Here is a 16201-nt window from a genome sequence, read left to right as displayed (position 1 = left end):
GCCGGCCGGCATTCCGGGGGCGGGGCCGGTGCGGGTGGTCCGGGCGGGCGGGTCAGACGATGAGGTGGGGGAGGAAGCGGGCGCCCTGGTGGGTGATGGGGCTGTCGTCGGTCTCGCGGATGCCCAGGCCCGCGGCCTCGCCGTCGACGACCCAGGTGCCGAGGACGGGGCGGTTGCCGTCGAAGTCGGGCAGCGGGTGGAGCTGCTGGTAGCAGTGGCCCTCGGCGCCGTAGCGGTCCGGGTCGCCGGCCCAGTCGGCGAGCCGGGTCTCGCGGCCGCCCGGCTCGACGATCCGCACGCCCGCGCCCTCGCGGCCGAGCAGCGGCTTGGCGGCGTAGCCCGGGCCGTCCGGGCCGGCGAGCTCGCGCGGGCCGTCCAGGTAGGCGGGCAGCAGGTTGGGGTGGCCCGGGTTGAGCTCCCAGAGGACGGCCAGCAGGGCCTTGTTGGAGAGCAGCATCTTCCAGGCCGGCTCGATCCACAGCGTGGAGCCGGTGGAGCCGCCGTGGTCGAGGACCTCCAGCAGCTGCTCGCCGAACTCGTCGGAGGCCAGCCACTCCCACGGGTAGAGCTTGAACGCGGAGCGGACGAAGCGGTGCTCCAGGTCGACGAAGCGGCCGGACAGGCCGTCCCAGCCGATGTCCTCCACGGCGATGCCGACCGTCTCGATGCCCGCCTGCTCGGCGCACTCCTGGAGGTAGAGGGTGGTCATCCAGTCCTCGCCCTCGGTGTCGCCGCGCGAGTGCGCGAAGTGCACCGGGCCGGGCGGCAGCAGGTGCTTCTGCCGGGCCCAGGAGGCGACCAGCCGCTCGTGCAGCGAGTTCCACTGGTCGGCGTGCGGGAACCGCTCCTCCATCCAGAACCACTGCGGGCCGGCCGCCTCGATCAGCGAGGTCGGGGTGTCGGCGTTGTACTCGAAGAGCTTCGCCGGGCCGGTGCCGTCGTAGGCGAGGTCGAAGCGCCCGTAGAGGCTGGGCTGTTCGTCGCGGCGGCGCCAGGACTCGGCGACGGCGGCGGCGAGCCGCGGGTCGGTGATGCCGTAGTCGGCGAACCGGCCGGTGCGCACGACGTGGTCGGCGGCGGCCAGCGACAGCTCGTGCAGCTCCTCGACCACCTCCTCCAGCGCCTCCACCTCGGGCAGCGAGAACTCGTAGTAGGCGGACTCGTCCCAGTAGGCGTGCGGGCCGCCCTGGTTGCAGGGGTCCGAGCACATCGCGTAGATGAGGCCCTGGCCCTCGACGGTGGCCAGCCAGTCGGGGCGGGGTTCGACGGTGCGGCGGCGCACGGCGGATCAGCCCCCGCCCGAGCCGCTGGAACCGGACGGGCAGCCGAAGCCGCCGCGCTTGGTGGCGGCCTTGTCGAAGGTGCCGCCGGTGGCGGTGGTGGCGCCCGATCCGCAGTAGTACCAGCGGCCGGCGGTCGTGGTGGTGCCCTTGGAGGTGCAGGAGTGGCTGTCGAGCACCTTGAGGGTGGAGGGGTCGACGCAGCGGCTCGGTGGCTTGCTGGAGGAGGACGAACAACCGGAGAGGGCGAGCGCGAGGGTGCCGACCATGCCCAGGGTGACGAAGCCGGAACGGCGGCGGCCGGGGGCGCCGGAGGCACCGGGGGCCGCGGTGCCCGGGCCCGCGGCGGAGCGTGCCGGGGAGTCCGGGCCGGGGACGGCCGGTATCCGGGCGGAAGTGGTGGGCGACGGCAGGGTCATGGCGTCCGATGGTACGCGTGTGCCCCGATGGTGCGGGAGAGTCGGTTCCCCCTCGGAATCCGGCCGTGATGGGTTATCTTTTGCCGATCCTTGACCGTGGACCGGGGCCTGCGCGCGGCCGGCCCGCCCACGGTGCGCGACCTGCGACACGGAACCCGGGGGCCAGACACCCATGAACGACATCCTGCACGGTCTCGGTGCGGCGGCTGCCTTCGGCGGCGTCGGCGTGGTCCTGCTGCTGCTCGGCATCGTCCTGGTGGACGTCCTGACGCCCGGCAAGCTCGGCCACCAGATCTGGGTGGAGCGCAACCGCAACGCGGCCGTGGTGCTCAGCTCGGCGCTGCTCGGCATCGGCGGCATCGTCTTCACCGCGATCCTCTACACCTACGAGGACTTCGGGAAGGGCCTGGCCTCCACCGTCTCCTTCGGGGTGCTCGGCCTGGTGCTGATGGCCGTCGCGTTCTGGGTGGTGGACGTGCTGACGCCGGGCAAGCTGGGCGCGATCCTGGTCGACCGGGAGCCGCACCCGGCGGTCTGGGTGACCGCCAGCTGCAACCTCGCGGTGGCGGCGATCGTGTCCGCCTCGATCGCCTGACCCCCGCCTCGATCGCCTGACCCGTTCCCGCCCGGGCGCCCGGCCCGGTCAGGGTGCCGGGCGCCGTCCAGCACGTGCTCGCGCCCCCAGGCGCCCAGCGGGGCGAGCGCCTCGTTGAGCCGGAGCCCGGCCGCCGTGAGCGAGTACTCGACCCGCGGCGGCACCTCCTCGTACGACGCGCGGTGCACGATGCCGTCCGCCTCCAGTTCGCGCAGGTGGGCGGCGAGCACCTTCTCGGTGATCCCGGGCACCTCCCGGCGCAGCGCGCCGAAGCGCAGGCTCGGCCGCTCGGCCAGCGCCCAGAGGATCAGCACCTTCCACTTGCCGCCGATCACGTCCATCGCGGCGTCGATCCCGCACACGTACGCCCCCGGCCTCGGCACGCTCGCCGCCATGTCCCCGCCCCGCCCTTCGCCGGCCTGCTCGCTCACCCCAGGGTAACCACCCACTCCGAAGTGCGTACTTGATCGTTTCCGGAGACCGGAACGAGGCTGATCGGCATGACACGGAACACCGCTGACGCCCTTTCGGCCGACTCCCTCGTGAAGACCCCGCTCACCCTGCTCGGCCTCGGTGCGATGGGCACCGCGCTGGCCGGTGCCTGGCTCGCCGCCGGGCATCCGCTGACCGTCTGGAACCGCACCGCAGCCCGGTCCGGACCGCTCGCCGCCCGGGGCGCCGCCGTCGCCGCCAGCGCGGCCGAGGCGGTGGCCGCCAACCGGCTGGTGGTGGTCTGCCTGCTCGACGACGCCTCGGTGGAGGAGGCGCTGGACGGCGTCGACCTCACCGGCCGGGACGTCGTCAACCTGGTCACCAGCACCCCCGGCACGGCCCGCGCCCGCGCCGCCCGGGTGACCGCGCGCGGCGCCCGCTACCTGGACGGCGGCGTCATGGCCGTCCCGCCGATGATCGGCGTCCCGCAGGCCGGTCCGTACGTCTTCTACAGCGGCTCGCGGGAGCTCTTCGAGGAGCACCGGGCGACCCTCGCGGCCCCGGCCGGCACCCGCTACGTGGGCGAGGACGCCGGCTTCGCCGCGCTGCACGACGTGGCGCTGCTGAGCGCGATGTACGGCATGTTCGCGGGCGTCGCGCACGCCTTCGCGCTGGTCCGCGGCGAGTCCGTCGACCCGCGCGCGCTGGCCCCGCTGCTCTCCTCCTGGCTCACCGCGATGACCGGCTCGGTCGAGGCCACCGCCGGGCGGCTGGCGGCCGGCGACTACACCGGGGGCGTCGTCTCCGACCTGGCGATGCAGGTCGCCGGCGTGCCGACGTTCCTGCGCACCGCCGAGGAGCAGGGCGTGAGCGCGGAACTGCTCACGCCCTACTTCGAGCTGATGCAGCGCCGCCTCGCCGCCGACCCGGCCCGCCACGGCGCGGAGGACCTCACCGGTGTGATCGACCTCCTGCGGGCGTAGCCGCCGGGCGGCGGCCGGTCGGTCCGGTTCGGGCCGCCGCCGGTTCGGTCCGCTCCGGCCCGCCGCCGCTCCGGCCCGCCGCCGGTCAGCCGGCCGCCGGGCGGTCGGCGGGGAGGCGGCGGCGCAGGGCGGGGTCGGTGAGGGAGCGGGGCAGCCAGACGCCGTCCGGGGGGTAGACGTCGGTGCCGGGCGGGACGATCGCGTCGATGCGGTCCAGGGTGGCGTCGTCGAGGACGAGGTCGGCGCCCTTGAGGGCGGCCTCCAGCTGGCCGAGGGTGCGCGGTCCGATGATCACCGAGGTGACCGCCGGGTGCGCGAGGGGGAAGGCGAGGGCCAGCTCGGGCAGGGTGCGGCCGAGGTCCTCGGCGACGGCGGTCAGCTCCTCGACGGCGTCCAGCTTGGCCTGGTTGACCGGCAGCGCCGGGTCGAAGCGGGCCGGCATCAGGGCGGCGCGCCCGCTGCCCAGGTCGATCGGCCGGTTCTTGCGGTAGCGGCCGGTGAGGAAGCCGGAGGCGAGCGGCGACCAGGTCAGCGCCCCCATGCCGAGCCGCCGCACGGTCGGCAGGAGGTCGCGCTCGATACCCCGGGCGAGCAGCGAGTACGGCGGCTGCTCGGTGCGGAACCGGGGCAGGCCGCGCCGCTCGGCGACGTGGTGGGCCTCGACGAGCTCGTGCGCCGGGAAGGTCGAGCAGCCGAAGGCGAGGATCTTGCCGGTCCGCACCAGGTCGCCGAGGACGGCGAGGGTCTCCTCGATGTCGGTGGCCGGGTCGGGCCGGTGCACCTGGTAGAGGTCGATCCGGTCGGTGCGCAGCCGGCGCAGGCTCTCCTCGACCTCGCGCACGATCCAGCGGCGGGAGTTGCCGCTGCGGTTGCGGCCCTCGCCCATCGGGAAGTGCACCTTGGTGGCGAGCACGACGTCGTCGCGGTCGCCGCGGGCCTGCAGGGCCTTGCCGACGATCTCCTCGGACTCGCCGGCCGAGTACATGTCCGCGGTGTCGACGAAGTTGACGCCCGCGTCGAGCGCGGCGTGGATGATCCGGGCGCAGTCGTCGTGGTCGGGGTTGCCGACCGCGCCGAACATCATCGTGCCGAGGCAGTAGGCGCTGACCTCGATGCCGGTGCCGCCGAGGGTGCGGTAGCGCATGGTGGTGTCCCCTTGGGTGTGTGCGGTGTGCGGTGTGCGGTGTGCGGTGCGCGGAGCGTGCGGTTCGGTGATTCGGTCGCCGACCCTAGGAGTTGGAGTGGACTCCAGCGCAAGGCGTTCGGCGGCGCACCGCGGGCCGCTCCGGCGGCCGTTGCCGAAACAGCAACGAAAGTTGCCCGAGGTCCGGTGGTCGGCGCAGCCTGGCGGCGGAGGTGATCGCCGTGAGCGACACACGCAACGGGACCGTTCCCGAGATCCCCGCCGCCGGCCATGACGTCGTGGTGGTCGGCGGCGGCGCCGCAGGTCTGAACGCGGCCCTGGTGCTGGCCCGGGCCCGCCGCCGGGTGGCCGTGGTGGACGCCGGACAGCCGCGCAACGCCCCGGCCGAGCGGATGGGGGGCTTCCTCTCCCGGGACGGCATGGCCCCGGGCGCGCTGCTGGAGACCGGCCGCGCCGAACTGGCGGGCTACGGGGTCGACCTGCTCGACGCCCGGGTGGACCACGTCGAGCCGGTGCCCGGGCCGGACCCCGCCTTCGACGTCCACCTGGCCGGCGGCCCGGCCCTGCGGGCCCGCAGGGTGGTCGTCGCCACCGGACTGCGCGACGGCCTGCCGGAGCTGCCCGGCCTGGCCGAGCGCTGGGGCCGCGACGTGCTGCACTGCCCGTACTGCCACGGCTACGAGGTCCGTGACCGTCCGCTCGGCGTGCTCGGCACCCACCCCGGAGCGGTGCAGCAGGCACTGCTGCTGCGCCAGTGGTCGGCGGACGTGGTGCTCCTCGCGCACACCCTGGAGCCGTCCGCCGAGGACCGCGTCCGGCTCGCCGCCCGGGGCGTGCGGGTCGTCGAGGGCGAGGTCAAGCGGGTGGTCGTCGCCGGCGACCGGCTGCGCGGCGTCGAGCTGGCGGACGGAACGGCCGTGCCGCGCGAGGCGGTCTTCCTGTTCCCGCACCTGGTGCCCCGGGACGCCCTGCTGTTCGGCCTGGACTGCGCACGGGACACCCAGGGCTGGGTGACCACCGACCGCGTCGGCCGCACCAGCGTGCCCGGGGTCTGGGCGGTGGGCAACGTCGCCGACCCGCGCGCCCAGGTGGTCACCGCCGCCGGCGCGGGCGCCGCGGCGGCGTTCGCCCTGAACCACGACCTGGTGGACGAGGACGTCGAGCACGCCCTCGCCGCCGCGGCCTGAGCCGACCCACTGAGAGGACGGAGTCCCGATGACCCGGCACACCCACACCCACAGCCCCGCGCACGCCCACCACACCCACGACCACGCCCACCACCACGGCCAGGACGCCGAGTTCGACTGGGACGCCCTCGCCGTCCACCTGGAGCGCGAGGCCGAACTCCAGGCCCCGGCCGTCACCGGGGCCGCCCGGTGGCTGGGCGGGCTGCTCGACGGCACCCCCGTGCGCCGGGTGCTGGACGTGGGCAGCGGCCCCGGCGTGATCGCCGGGCTGCTCGCGGACGCCTTCCCGGCCGCCGAGGTGGTCGCCGTCGACCAGTCCGCGGCCCTGCTGGAGCGCGCCCGCACCCGTTCGGCCGGCCGCGTCGGCACCCACCGCGCCGACCTGCCCGCCGACTTCGGCACGCTCGGCAGCGCCGACCTGGTCTGGTCCGGCAACGCGATCCACCATCTCGGCGACCAGCAGGCCGCGTTGACCGCGCTGGCCGCCACCCTGCGCCCGGGCGGCCTGCTGGCCGTCGCCGAACGCGGCCTGCCGGCCCGCTACCTCCCGCGCGACCTCGGCCTCGGCCGCCCCGGCCTCCAGGCCCGCCTGGACGCGGCGCACGAGGACGCCTTCACCGCGATGCGCGAGTCCGTCCCGGACACGGTGGCGGTGGTCGAGGACTGGCCGGCCATGCTGGCCGCCGCCGGCCTGGTCCCCAGCGGCACCCGGACCTTCCTGGTCGACCGCCCGGCGCCGCTGGACGCCCCGGCCCGCGACTTCCTGCACGTCCAGCTCGCCCGCCGCCGCGAGCAGTTGGCCGACCTGCTGGACGAGGCCGACCTCGCCGCCCTGGACGCCCTGCTGGACCGCGACGCCCCCACCGGCATCCTGTCCCGACCGGACGCCTTCTACCTCACCGCCCTCACCGTGCACACCGCCCGCGCGGCCGGGTCGCGCTAGCCGTTCCGACCCGACAGGTGGGGGACGCGGTGGTGCGGCCGGGCGTCAGCGGTCCGGCTTGCGGTGCCGGCCGGTTCCCCGGCGCAGCAGCGGGACGGGCGTGTCCTCCTGCGGGAACGGTGCCCGCGGCCCGGGCGCCGGTCCGGTGCGGACGATCAGCGGATAGGCCTCGGCGTAGTTCTCGGCCACCGCGACGGGCTGCCAGGTGTGGCCGTCCCACTCGACCACCAGCCGGGGCACGTCCTGGAAGAGGTGCGTCCCGCGCCGCGGCCCGGGGGCGAGGGTGATCGCGTCCCGTGTCCCCGGGGCCCGGCGGCGGCGCGCCCGCCGGGCGTACCAGTCGGCCAACGGCTCGTCGTCCAGGGGCTCTTCGGCCCACGGGTCGTCCTCGGCGGCCATCGTCGGCACCTCCCTCGGGTGTCGGTCGGGGACGGTCAGTCTTGCCGATCCGGCCCGGGCACCGCGATTCCACGATCGGGTGAAAAGCCGATGGACGGCCGGCTCGGCGGCCTTCCGGACGCGGCTCGGCCGACCGCCCCCGAACGCCGCTCGGCCGCCTCCCCGGTGGGGAGACGGCCGAGCGGGGCTGCGTCCGGTCGCTACTCGCCGCCGCCGAAGCGCTCGGACCAGGTGGCCAGGTCCTCGTCCGTGATCTTCGCGAACAGCACCGGCGGCACCGTGAACGGCGTCCCGGCCGGCACCGCGTCCAGCGCCCGCGCGGCGTCCGCGTCCACCCAGGCGCGGGTGCGCGCCGGGGCGTCGGCCGGCAGCGCGAAGGCCTCGCGCATCGCCTGCGCCGCCGTCGGGATGAACGGTTCGGAGACCACCGCGTACAGGTGGATCAGGTTCATCGCCGTGCGCAGCGTCAGCGCCGCCGCCTCCGGGTCGGTCTTCACCTGCAGCCAGGGCGCCTTCTCGTCCAGGTAGGCGTTGCCCGCGCTCCACAGGGTGCGCAGGCTCTGCGCCGCCTTGCGGAAGTTGAGCGCGTCCAGCTGCGCCTCGTAGTCGGCCAGCAGTTCGGCGATCTGCGCGCCCAGCCGCTCCTCCGCCTCGCCCGCCCCGTGCCCGGCCGGCACGTCGTCACCGAACCGCTTGCGGCTGAACGACAGCACCCGGTTGACGAAGTTGCCGAGGGTGTCGGCGAGGTCCTTGTTGACCACCGAGGCGAAGAGGTCCCAGGTGAAGCTGGAGTCGTCCGACTCGGGCGCGTGCGCCATCAGGAAGTAGCGCCAGTAGTCGGCCGGCAGCAGCTCCAGCGCGACGTCGGTGAAGATGCCCCGCTTCTGGCTGGTGGAGAACTTCCCGCCGTAGTACGTCAGCCAGTTGAAGGCCTTGACGTAGTCGACCTTCTTCCAGGGCTTGCGCGAGCCGAGGATCGTCGCCGGGAACATCACGGTGTGGAACGGGACGTTGTCCTTGGCCATGAACTCGGTGTAGCGGACCGTCTCGTCGGCCTCGTACCACCAGGACTTCCAGTCCCGCAGCTCGCCCGCCGGCGCCGCGTCCGCCCACTCCTTGGTCGCGCCGATGTACTCGATCGGCGCGTCGAACCAGACGTAGAAGACCTTGCCGGCGGCCGCCAGCTCCGGCCAGACGTCGGCCGGCACCGGCACGCCCCACTCCAGGTCACGGGTGATCGCGCGGTCCTGCAGGCCCTCGGTCAGCCACTTGCGGGCGATCGAGGAGGCCAGCACCGGCCACTCGTCGGCGTGCGCGGCGACCCAGTCCTCCACCTGCCCGGTGAGCTTCGACTGGAGCAGGAACAGGTGCGTGGTCTCCCGCACCTCCAGGTCCGCGCTGCCGCTGATCGCCGAGCGCGGCTCCAGCAGGTCCGTCGGGTCCAGGACGCGGGTGCAGTTCTCGCACTGGTCGCCGCGCGCCTTGTCGTAGCCGCAGTGCGGGCAGGTGCCGACGATGTACCGGTCCGGCAGGAAGCGGCCGTCCGCGTTCGAGTACACCTGGCGGATCGCCCGCTCCTCGATGAACCCGTTGGCGTGCAGCTCGCGCGCGATCTCCTGGGTGATCTCCCGGTTCTGCGGCGAGGAGCTGCGGCCGAAGTAGTCGAACGACAGCCGGAAGCCGTCGTACACCGCCTTCTGCTGCTCGTGCGCCCGCGCGCAGAACTCCGCCACCGGCAGCCCGGCCTCCTGCGCGGCCAGCTCGGCCGGCGTCCCGTGCTCGTCGGTCGCGCAGATGTACAGCACCTCGTGGCCCCGCCGGCGCAGGTACCGGGAGTAGACGTCCGCCGGCAGCATGGACCCGACCATGTTGCCCAGGTGCTTGATCCCGTTGATGTAGGGAAGGGCGCTGGTGATCAGGTGCCGAGCCATCCTCGGATGCTCCGATTTCTCCCGCTCGCACCCCTGTCCCGGAGTGCCGCGCGGGCGCAGGGTCTGGGGCGGCGAGGGGAACCGGCCACACATGCCGCCTCCCGGGCTGCCGGCCAGAGCGACGTTCCACTGTGGGCCCGCCAATCCTATCGAAGCCCACCCCGCCCCCTCGCGCCCATTTCCCCGCCGCCGGGCACCTTCCGCGGGGCCCGCCGGGATCCGGCGGGCCGGTCGCGGGCCCGGCGCCGTGCGCGACGGGTCAGCGCTCGACGAAGTGGTCGAACTCGCCGGCCTTCACGCCGAGGACGAAGGCGGCCCACTTGCGGGGGGTGGTGCGGACGATGACGGCGTCGTTCCTGGGGTCGCGGATCTCGACCATGCCGTCGACGGTGCGGATTTCGAGGGCGTCGTCGCCCTCGCCGCCGGGGGCGGCCTTCTGCCAGGTGTCCATGGGAGGGGCTCCTTCAGGGGGTGGTGGGGTGGTCGAACTCGCCGCGCTTGACGCGTTCGAGCCACCGGGCGAAGGTCTTGCGGGTGGTGACGACGACGGAGTCGGGGGTGTCGGACTCGCGGATCTCGATGCGGCCGCCGGCGGTCCGTACTTCGACGCACTGGTTGCTGTTGCCGCTCATCGAGGACTTCTGCCAGTCGGTCATCGGGATTGCCGCCCTTCCAGGTCCGTCATGATCTGCCGGATGAAGTCGTGGGACTCCTCAGGGCCGAGGGCGAGCGAGTCGGACTCGCCGACGATGGTGCGGTAGGACGCCAGGTCCGCCTCCGAGTCGATGAACTGCGGCCCCTGGGTGAGGTCGATCTGCACCGTGTCGAGTTCGGGGACCGGGCCGTGGGCGAGGAAGAGGTCCTCGCCCGAGCCCGGGTAGGTGTCGACGCTGAAGGGGATCGCGCGGAGGGTGACCCCGGGCCGTTCGGCGTCGTCGAGCAGGCTGGCCAGCTGTTCCCGGAGGACGGCGGGGCCGCCGAACTGCATCCGTAGCGCGGCCTCGTGTATGAACGCGGTGAACGGCCGTCCGGCGGAGAGCACCTGCTGGCGTTCGGTGCGGAAGGCGGTCCGGACGTCGGCGTCGTGGCGCGGCAGCGGCGGACGCAGCCGGGCGAACATCGCGGCGGCGTACCGGCTGGTCTGCAGCAGGCCGGGGATCGAGGTCGTGTTCAGGACGAGCAGCGACTCGGCGTGGTGTTCGAGTTCGGCGATGTCGAGCATGCCGGCCGGGACCCGGCCGCGGAAGTGGTGCCACCAGTGCCTGCCGCGGTCCTGGGTCATCAGGGTCAGGGCCTCGATGAGCGGGAGGTTCGCGCAGCGGCAGGCGGCGGCCCAGGAGCGGAGGCGGTCGGCGCTGATGCCGGACTTCCCGTTCTCCATCTGGGAGATCTTGGGGACGTCCGTGCCCAGTGCCGCCGCCATGGCCTTGGGCGTCATGCCGGCATGCTCGCGCAGCCTGCGCAGTTCCGAGCCGAGCCGCTGCTGGCGCACGCTGGGCGACAGGCGTGGTGGCATGCGCGTCTCTCCTCGGTCGGTGCCTTCGGTGCAGTCTGCCGCCCCGTGGACACCGGGTCCACCGAGTAGCTCGATGGGGTGAAGTGCACCAGCTGCGGTAGCAACTGTTACCCCTGGAACCCTAGCGTCGTCGGCATGGGGCCGACCCGCGTCGGCAGTCGACTCCACGCCTCAACTGGACTGGAGGCAGTCGATGTTGCTTGAACCGGGAGCGGATCGAACTCGTGCTCGGGGGCTTGACCTCGCCGCCGCTTTGGCCGATGACTGGGGTGTGGAACTCATCGGGGTGTGCGGCGAGGCGGTGCCGGCCGTGGCGGCGGTCGATCGCTGATGGCCGTGGTGTTGCTGACGGGCCTGCTGGTATCGGTGGTCTTCGTCGGCGTGGTGGCGCAGATCATCGCGACCCGTCAGCCCCGGGAACGGCGGTCCGGCAAACGGGACTTGGCGCCCCGCAACGACAAGTAGCGGTCAGCCGGCGGCCGGTCGCCGCTCCAGTCGGGCGCGCGCGTCCGGCCACTCCTCGCGCAGCATCGAGAAGTACGCGGTGTCCCGCCAGACGCCGTTGGCGCGCCGCTTCTCCCGGCGGTGGACGCCCTCGAACCGCGCGCCCAGCCGCAGGATCGCGCTGCGCGAGCGGTCGTTGAGCGCGTCGGTCTTCCAGAACACCCGACCCATGCCCAACACCTCGAACGCGTGAGTCAGCAGCAGGAGCTTGGACTCGGTGTTGACCGCGGTGCGCCACACCGACCGGGCGTACCAGGTGCCGCCGATCTCGACGAGCTCGTCCTCCGCGTCGAACGCGTAGTAGCCGGTGATGCCGACGGCCCGGCCTGAGGCGAGGTCGATCACGGCGAACTTCACGGCGCTCCCGGCCGCCACCTCGGCGAGCCGGCGGTCGAGGATCGCCCCCAGCTCCTCCTCCGAGGCCGGCGCGCCGAACGGGATCCACCGCCACACCTCGGGGTCCGCCCCGACGGCGGCCCACAGTTCGGACAGGTGGCGGCGGTCCAGCGGTTCCAGGCGGACGTGGCGGCCGGTGAGGGTGACGGGGACGGGCAGGTTCGCGGTCATGATCAGGAACGGTAGCCCGTGAATGCACTAGAGGCAATGGAGTTTTGTGCTAGTTCAAAAGAAGGAGGGCGAAAGGGAGGCCCCGCGGACCGGACGGTCCGCGGGGCCCCACGACAGCGGCCTACAGGAACGAGTTGATCTGGATCGTCTCGGTTCGGCCCGGGCCGACGCCGATGGCGGAGATCGGGGCGCCCGACATCTCCTCCAGCGCCTTCACGTACGCCTGGGCGTTCTTCGGCAGGTCGCCGAAGGTCTTCGCCCCGCTGATGTCCTCGCTCCAGCCCGGCAGCGTCTCGTAGATCGGCTTGGCGTGGTGGAAGTCGGACTGGTTGTACGGCAGCTCCTCGACCCGCTGCCCGTCGATCTCGTACGCCACGCAGACCGGGATCTGCTCCCAGCCGGTGAGCACGTCGAGCTTGGTGAGGAAGAAGTCGGTCAGGCCGTTGACCCGGGTCGCGTAGCGCGCGATCACCGCGTCGAACCAGCCGCAGCGGCGGTCGCGGCCGGTGGTCACGCCGCGCTCGCCGCCGATGCGGCGCAGCGCCTCGCCGTCCTCGTCGAGCAGCTCGGTCGGGAACGGGCCGGAGCCGACGCGGGTGGTGTAGGCCTTCAGGATGCCGATCACGCGGTCGATCTTGGTGGGACCGATGCCGGAGCCGGTGCAGGCGCCGCCCGAGGTGGGGTTGCTGGAGGTGACGAACGGGTACGTGCCGTGGTCGACGTCGAGCAGGGTGCCCTGGCCGCCCTCCAGCAGGACGACCTTGCCGGCCTTCAGCGCCTCGTCGAGTACCAGGGTGGTGTCGGCCAGGAACGGCTTGATCTTGTCCGCGTAGCCCAGGTACTCCTCCAGCACCAGGTCGGCGGGGATGGCGCGGCGGTTGTACAGCTTGACCAGCAGCTGGTTCTTGTCGTGCAGCGCCGCCTCGATCTTCTGGCGCAGGATCGACTCGTCGAAGAGGTCCTGGACCCGGATGCCGACGCGGTTGATCTTGTCCGCGTAGGTCGGGCCGATGCCGCGGCCGGTGGTGCCGATCCGGCGCTTGCCGAGGAAGCGCTCGGTGACCTTGTCCAGGGTGCGGTGGTACGGCGTGATCAGGTGGGCGTTGCCCGAGATCAGCAGCTTGGAGGTGTCGATGCCGCGCTCGTTCAGGCCGTTGAGCTCGGAGAGCAGCACGCCCGGGTCGATGACGACGCCGTTGCCGATCACCGGCGTCACGTTCGGGCTGAGGATGCCGGAAGGAAGCAGGTGCAGCGCGTACTTCTGGTCGCCGATGACCACCGTGTGACCGGCGTTGTTGCCGCCCTGGTAGCGGACGACGTAGTCGACGGAGCCGCCGAGGAGGTCGGTCGCCTTCCCCTTGCCCTCGTCTCCCCACTGAGCGCCAACGAGCACGAGTGCCGGCACAGGCGTACACCCCTTCCGGTTGGGGCATCCTGCGTAGGCCGCAGTCTGCCCCGAGATAGACGAAGCCCCTGGCGCAATAGCGCAAGGGGCTCTTGCACCGAGAGATTACCTGAGGAAGGACCGGTTGTGTCGTCCCTGTCCACGCCTGCAACCGGCGGCCCGGAGCCGCTTCTCCTGCTCCTCGACCCGGCGGCCCGGCAGTCGGACGGCGAGTCGGTGCGGATCGCGAAGGACGTTCTCTCCGGTGGGACGGACGTCAAGGTGGCCTATCCGGAGACACCCTCCGAGCTCGACCGGGTGCTTTCGCATCGTGGCCGGAGGCGACCGGTGGTGATCGGTTCCGACCTCGCGCTCCAGCGGGTGCTCCAGGCGCTCTACCGCCAACGTGAGCTGGGGACGGACCCGGTGGGCCTGGTGCCGGTCGGCCGGCCGGAGGAGGTGGCGGCGGCCCGCGCCCTGGGCGTGCCGGTGGCCCCGGTGGCGGCCGCGCGGGCGGTGCTGACCGGGACGGCGCGCAAGCTCGACCTGCTGGTGGACGACGGCGGAGGGGTGGCGCTCGGCGGGGTGCGGATCTCGGCGAGCGGGGCGCGGCGGGCGGCCGGCCGCCCCAGCGGCTGGCGTTCGCTATGGGCGAAACTGGCTGCGGCCGAGCAGGGGACCGTACTCACCCCGGCGCGGGCCGCTCCGGCCGGCCGGACCGCACCCGCCGGAGCGCACGGCCGCGCCGGCCGCGGCGAGCCCGGCCCGGCCGGAGGGAACTCGCGGCTGCGGGTCGAGGCGGACGGCCGGCTGCTCGCCGACGTGCACCGCCCGGTCCGGGTGGTCCAGGTGACCCTCCCGGCCGGCGACGCGGCCGGCGAGGGCGTGATGGAGATCGTGGTCCGCGCCCCCGGCGCCCTGCTCAGGGCCCGGGCGGCCAGTGTCTCGGTGGCCGGCCGCGGCTTCGGCTACGAGGCGGACGGCCACCCGGTCGGCCCGGTCCGGGCCCGCACCTGGACGGTCCACCCGGGCTGCTGGGGCCTGCTGCTGCCCGCCGGCCGCCCGCCCCGCGCCGGCGGCGCCGCCGGGTGAGCAGGCTCACGTTGGGCGAACGGCGGGCGAACCCGCGGCGAAGCGCCGTGGGCGCCCGGAACGCGCCAACGGGCGCGAACCGCAAGGCCGGGCGCGTTCGCCGGCCGCTCCCGGAAGCCGAAAACCGCCTCTGGTAAGGGGTTTTGTCTACGCGCGTTACCGATCCGCACCCGGTCGGCTCCGGCCGCCCGGGTGCCGGGGAGGCGGGTCGGCTGTCCTAGACTCGAAGGCGTGCCACGTGGTGACGGAAGACTCAACCACGATCTTCTTCCCGGTGAGAAAGGCCCCCAGGACGCTTGCGGCGTCTTCGGTGTCTGGGCTCCCGGCGAGGAGGTCGCCAAGCTCACGTTCTTCGGCCTTTACGCCCTGCAGCACCGCGGTCAGGAATCCGCGGGCATCGCAGTGAGCAACGGCTCCCAGATTCTCGTCTTCAAGGACATGGGACTCGTCTCCCAGGTCTTCGACGAGGCCTCGCTGGGGTCGTTGCACGGGCATATCGCCGTCGGACACGCCCGCTACTCGACCACCGGTTCCTCGGTCTGGGAGAACGCCCAGCCGACCTTCCGGGCGACCGTGCACGGCTCGCTGGCCCTCGGTCACAACGGAAACCTGGTGAACACCGCCGAACTGGCGGCCATGGTCGCCGAACTGCCCGGTGAGGAGCACGTCTCCCGCTCCGGGCGGACGGCCGCGACCAACGACACCGACCTGGTGACGGCGCTGCTCGCCGGCCACCCGGACCTCTCCATCGAGGAGACGGCCAAGGTCGTCCTGCCCAAGGTCAAGGGCGCCTTCTCGCTCGTCTTCATGGACGAGAACACGCTCTACGCCGCCCGTGACCCGCAGGGCATCCGCCCGCTGGTGCTGGGCCGGCTGGAGCGCGGCTGGGTGGTCGCCTCCGAGACGGCGGCGCTGGACATCTGCGGCGCCTCCTTCATCCGCGAGGTCGAGCCGGGCGAACTCATCGCCATCGACGAGAACGGCCTCCGCACCTCCCGGTTCGCCGAGGCGAAGCCCAAGGGCTGCGTCTTCGAGTACGTCTACCTGGCCCGTCCGGACACCAGCATCGCCGGCCGCAACGTGCACCTCTCCCGCGTGGAGATGGGCCGCCGGCTGGCGAAGGAGGCCCCGGTCGAGGCCGACCTGGTCATAGCGACGCCCGAGTCCGGCACCCCGGCCGCCATCGGCTACGCCGAGGCCAGCGGCATCCCGTACGGCTCCGGCCTGGTGAAGAACGCCTACGTGGGCCGCACCTTCATCCAGCCCAGCCAGACCATCCGCCAGCTCGGCATCCGGCTCAAGCTCAACCCGCTGCGCGAGGTCATCGCGGGCAAGCGCCTGGTCGTGGTCGACGACTCGATCGTGCGCGGCAACACCCAGCGGGCGCTGGTGAAGATGCTGCGCGAGGCCGGCGCCGCCGAGGTCCACATCCGGATCTCCTCGCCGCCGGTGAAGTGGCCGTGCTTCTTCGGCATCGACTTCGCCACCCGTGCGGAGCTGATCGCCAACGGCATGACCATCGAGGAGATCGGCCGCACGCTCGGCGCGGACTCGCTCTCCTACATCTCGATCGACGGCATGATCGAGGCCACCAAGCAGCCCAAGGACCGCCTCTGCCGGGCCTGCTTCGACGGCGAGTACCCGATGGAGCTGCCGGACCCGGCGCTGCTCGGCAAGCTCCTGCTGGAGGCCGAGATCAAGGGCGGTCAGCAGGCCCCCGCCGTCCGAGGCAAGCCGACCAGCGGCAGCGACCTGGACGGCGTCCAGTCGCTGCTCGGCGGGGCGGGCGCGGCCGACGCGCTGCGCCGCCCGTAAGAACCCACGG

17 protein-coding genes and 1 pseudogene are annotated in these 16201 nt (G+C 73.2%); 7 read left to right on the top strand and 11 right to left on the bottom strand.

Going from position 1 to position 16201, the window contains the following annotated elements; genetic code table 11:
• Positions 1 to 52: 52 nt before the first annotated feature.
• Complete coding sequence (locus tag ABT093_RS04700) at positions 53 to 1282, bottom strand: glutathionylspermidine synthase family protein (protein WP_350560352.1); 1230 nt, start codon at positions 1280 to 1282, stop codon at positions 53 to 55.
• A gap of 6 nt (positions 1283 to 1288) precedes the next feature.
• On the bottom strand, positions 1289 to 1699 hold the full coding sequence (locus ABT093_RS04695; protein WP_350560350.1) for a hypothetical protein: 411 nt from the start codon (positions 1697 to 1699) through the stop codon (positions 1289 to 1291).
• Between the two features lie 172 nt (positions 1700 to 1871).
• On the opposite strand from ABT093_RS04695, the gene ABT093_RS04690 reads away from it, so the two are divergent.
• On the top strand, positions 1872 to 2294 hold the full coding sequence (locus ABT093_RS04690; protein WP_350560348.1) for a DUF350 domain-containing protein: 423 nt from the start codon (positions 1872 to 1874) through the stop codon (positions 2292 to 2294).
• Positions 2295 to 2353: 59 nt separating this feature from the next.
• Here ABT093_RS04690 and ABT093_RS04685 read toward each other — a convergent pair.
• Positions 2354 to 2689, bottom strand: a pseudogene (locus ABT093_RS04685) (winged helix-turn-helix transcriptional regulator); the annotation flags it as partial.
• Positions 2690 to 2794: 105 nt separating this feature from the next.
• Here ABT093_RS04685 and ABT093_RS04680 point away from each other — a divergent pair.
• Positions 2795 to 3709: an imine reductase family protein gene (locus ABT093_RS04680; protein ID WP_350560346.1), complete on the top strand. Its 915-nt coding sequence runs from the start codon at positions 2795 to 2797 to the stop codon at positions 3707 to 3709.
• Between the two features lie 85 nt (positions 3710 to 3794).
• On the opposite strand, the gene ABT093_RS04675 is transcribed toward ABT093_RS04680, so the two are convergent.
• Positions 3795 to 4853, bottom strand: a complete 1059-nt coding sequence (locus ABT093_RS04675) for an aldo/keto reductase (protein WP_350560344.1) — start codon at positions 4851 to 4853, stop codon at positions 3795 to 3797.
• 212 nt (positions 4854 to 5065) lie between these two features.
• Between ABT093_RS04675 and ABT093_RS04670 the strand changes: the two genes are divergently transcribed.
• Together ABT093_RS04670 and ABT093_RS04665 are read left to right on the top strand one after the other, a co-directional pair.
• A complete protein-coding gene (locus ABT093_RS04670; protein WP_350560342.1) occupies positions 5066 to 6040 on the top strand; it encodes an NAD(P)/FAD-dependent oxidoreductase in 975 nt (324 codons plus the stop codon).
• A 28-nt stretch (positions 6041 to 6068) separates the two neighbouring features.
• Positions 6069 to 6983, top strand: coding sequence for a class I SAM-dependent methyltransferase (locus tag ABT093_RS04665; protein ID WP_350560340.1), 915 nt, complete (start codon positions 6069 to 6071; stop codon positions 6981 to 6983).
• Positions 6984 to 7028: 45 nt separating this feature from the next.
• On the opposite strand, the gene ABT093_RS04660 is transcribed toward ABT093_RS04665, so the two are convergent.
• The 5 genes from ABT093_RS04660 to ABT093_RS04640 form a co-directional block, all read right to left on the bottom strand.
• Positions 7029 to 7382, bottom strand: a complete 354-nt coding sequence (locus ABT093_RS04660; protein WP_350560338.1) for a DUF6087 family protein — start codon at positions 7380 to 7382, stop codon at positions 7029 to 7031.
• Between the two features lie 200 nt (positions 7383 to 7582).
• Positions 7583 to 9313, bottom strand: coding sequence for a methionine--tRNA ligase (metG, locus tag ABT093_RS04655; protein WP_350560336.1), 1731 nt, complete (start codon positions 9311 to 9313; stop codon positions 7583 to 7585).
• A gap of 259 nt (positions 9314 to 9572) precedes the next feature.
• Positions 9573 to 9764, bottom strand: coding sequence for a DUF397 domain-containing protein (locus ABT093_RS04650; RefSeq protein WP_350560334.1), 192 nt, complete (start codon positions 9762 to 9764; stop codon positions 9573 to 9575).
• A 13-nt stretch (positions 9765 to 9777) separates the two neighbouring features.
• Positions 9778 to 9969, bottom strand: coding sequence for a DUF397 domain-containing protein (locus ABT093_RS04645; RefSeq protein WP_350560332.1), 192 nt, complete (start codon positions 9967 to 9969; stop codon positions 9778 to 9780).
• Positions 9966 to 10829: a helix-turn-helix domain-containing protein gene (locus tag ABT093_RS04640; RefSeq protein ID WP_350560330.1), complete on the bottom strand. Its 864-nt coding sequence runs from the start codon at positions 10827 to 10829 to the stop codon at positions 9966 to 9968. The genes ABT093_RS04645 and ABT093_RS04640 overlap by 4 nt, the downstream gene beginning before the upstream one ends.
• Positions 10830 to 11165: 336 nt before the next feature.
• Here ABT093_RS04640 and ABT093_RS04635 point away from each other — a divergent pair, with 336 nt between their 5' ends.
• A complete protein-coding gene (locus ABT093_RS04635; RefSeq protein ID WP_350560328.1) occupies positions 11166 to 11294 on the top strand; it encodes a hypothetical protein in 129 nt (42 codons plus the stop codon).
• Between the two features lie 3 nt (positions 11295 to 11297).
• Here the strand turns inward: ABT093_RS04635 and ABT093_RS04630 are convergent, their stop codons facing one another.
• Positions 11298 to 11900 carry a GNAT family N-acetyltransferase gene (locus ABT093_RS04630; protein ID WP_350560326.1) on the bottom strand — a complete coding sequence of 201 codons (603 nt, stop codon included), beginning with the start codon at positions 11898 to 11900 and terminating at the stop codon, positions 11298 to 11300.
• 121 nt (positions 11901 to 12021) lie between these two features.
• On the bottom strand, positions 12022 to 13305 hold the full coding sequence (locus ABT093_RS04625; protein ID WP_350560324.1) for an adenylosuccinate synthase: 1284 nt from the start codon (positions 13303 to 13305) through the stop codon (positions 12022 to 12024).
• 126 nt (positions 13306 to 13431) lie between these two features.
• On the opposite strand from ABT093_RS04625, the gene ABT093_RS04620 reads away from it, so the two are divergent.
• Together ABT093_RS04620 and purF are read left to right on the top strand one after the other, a co-directional pair.
• On the top strand, positions 13432 to 14376 hold the full coding sequence (locus ABT093_RS04620) for a diacylglycerol kinase (protein WP_350560322.1): 945 nt from the start codon (positions 13432 to 13434) through the stop codon (positions 14374 to 14376).
• A gap of 231 nt (positions 14377 to 14607) precedes the next feature.
• The gene (gene purF / locus ABT093_RS04615) at positions 14608 to 16191 is read left to right on the top strand and encodes an amidophosphoribosyltransferase (protein WP_350560320.1); all 1584 of its coding nucleotides are present in this window, start codon (positions 14608 to 14610) and stop codon (positions 16189 to 16191) included.
• Positions 16192 to 16201 lie beyond the last annotated feature (10 nt).

It is taken from the genome of Kitasatospora sp. NPDC002551 (genome assembly GCF_040296005.1).
GTDB lineage: Bacteria > Actinomycetota > Actinomycetes > Streptomycetales > Streptomycetaceae > Kitasatospora.
The sequence above is the reverse complement of the archived record's forward strand: the minus strand, read 5'-3'. Positions and strand labels throughout refer to the sequence as shown.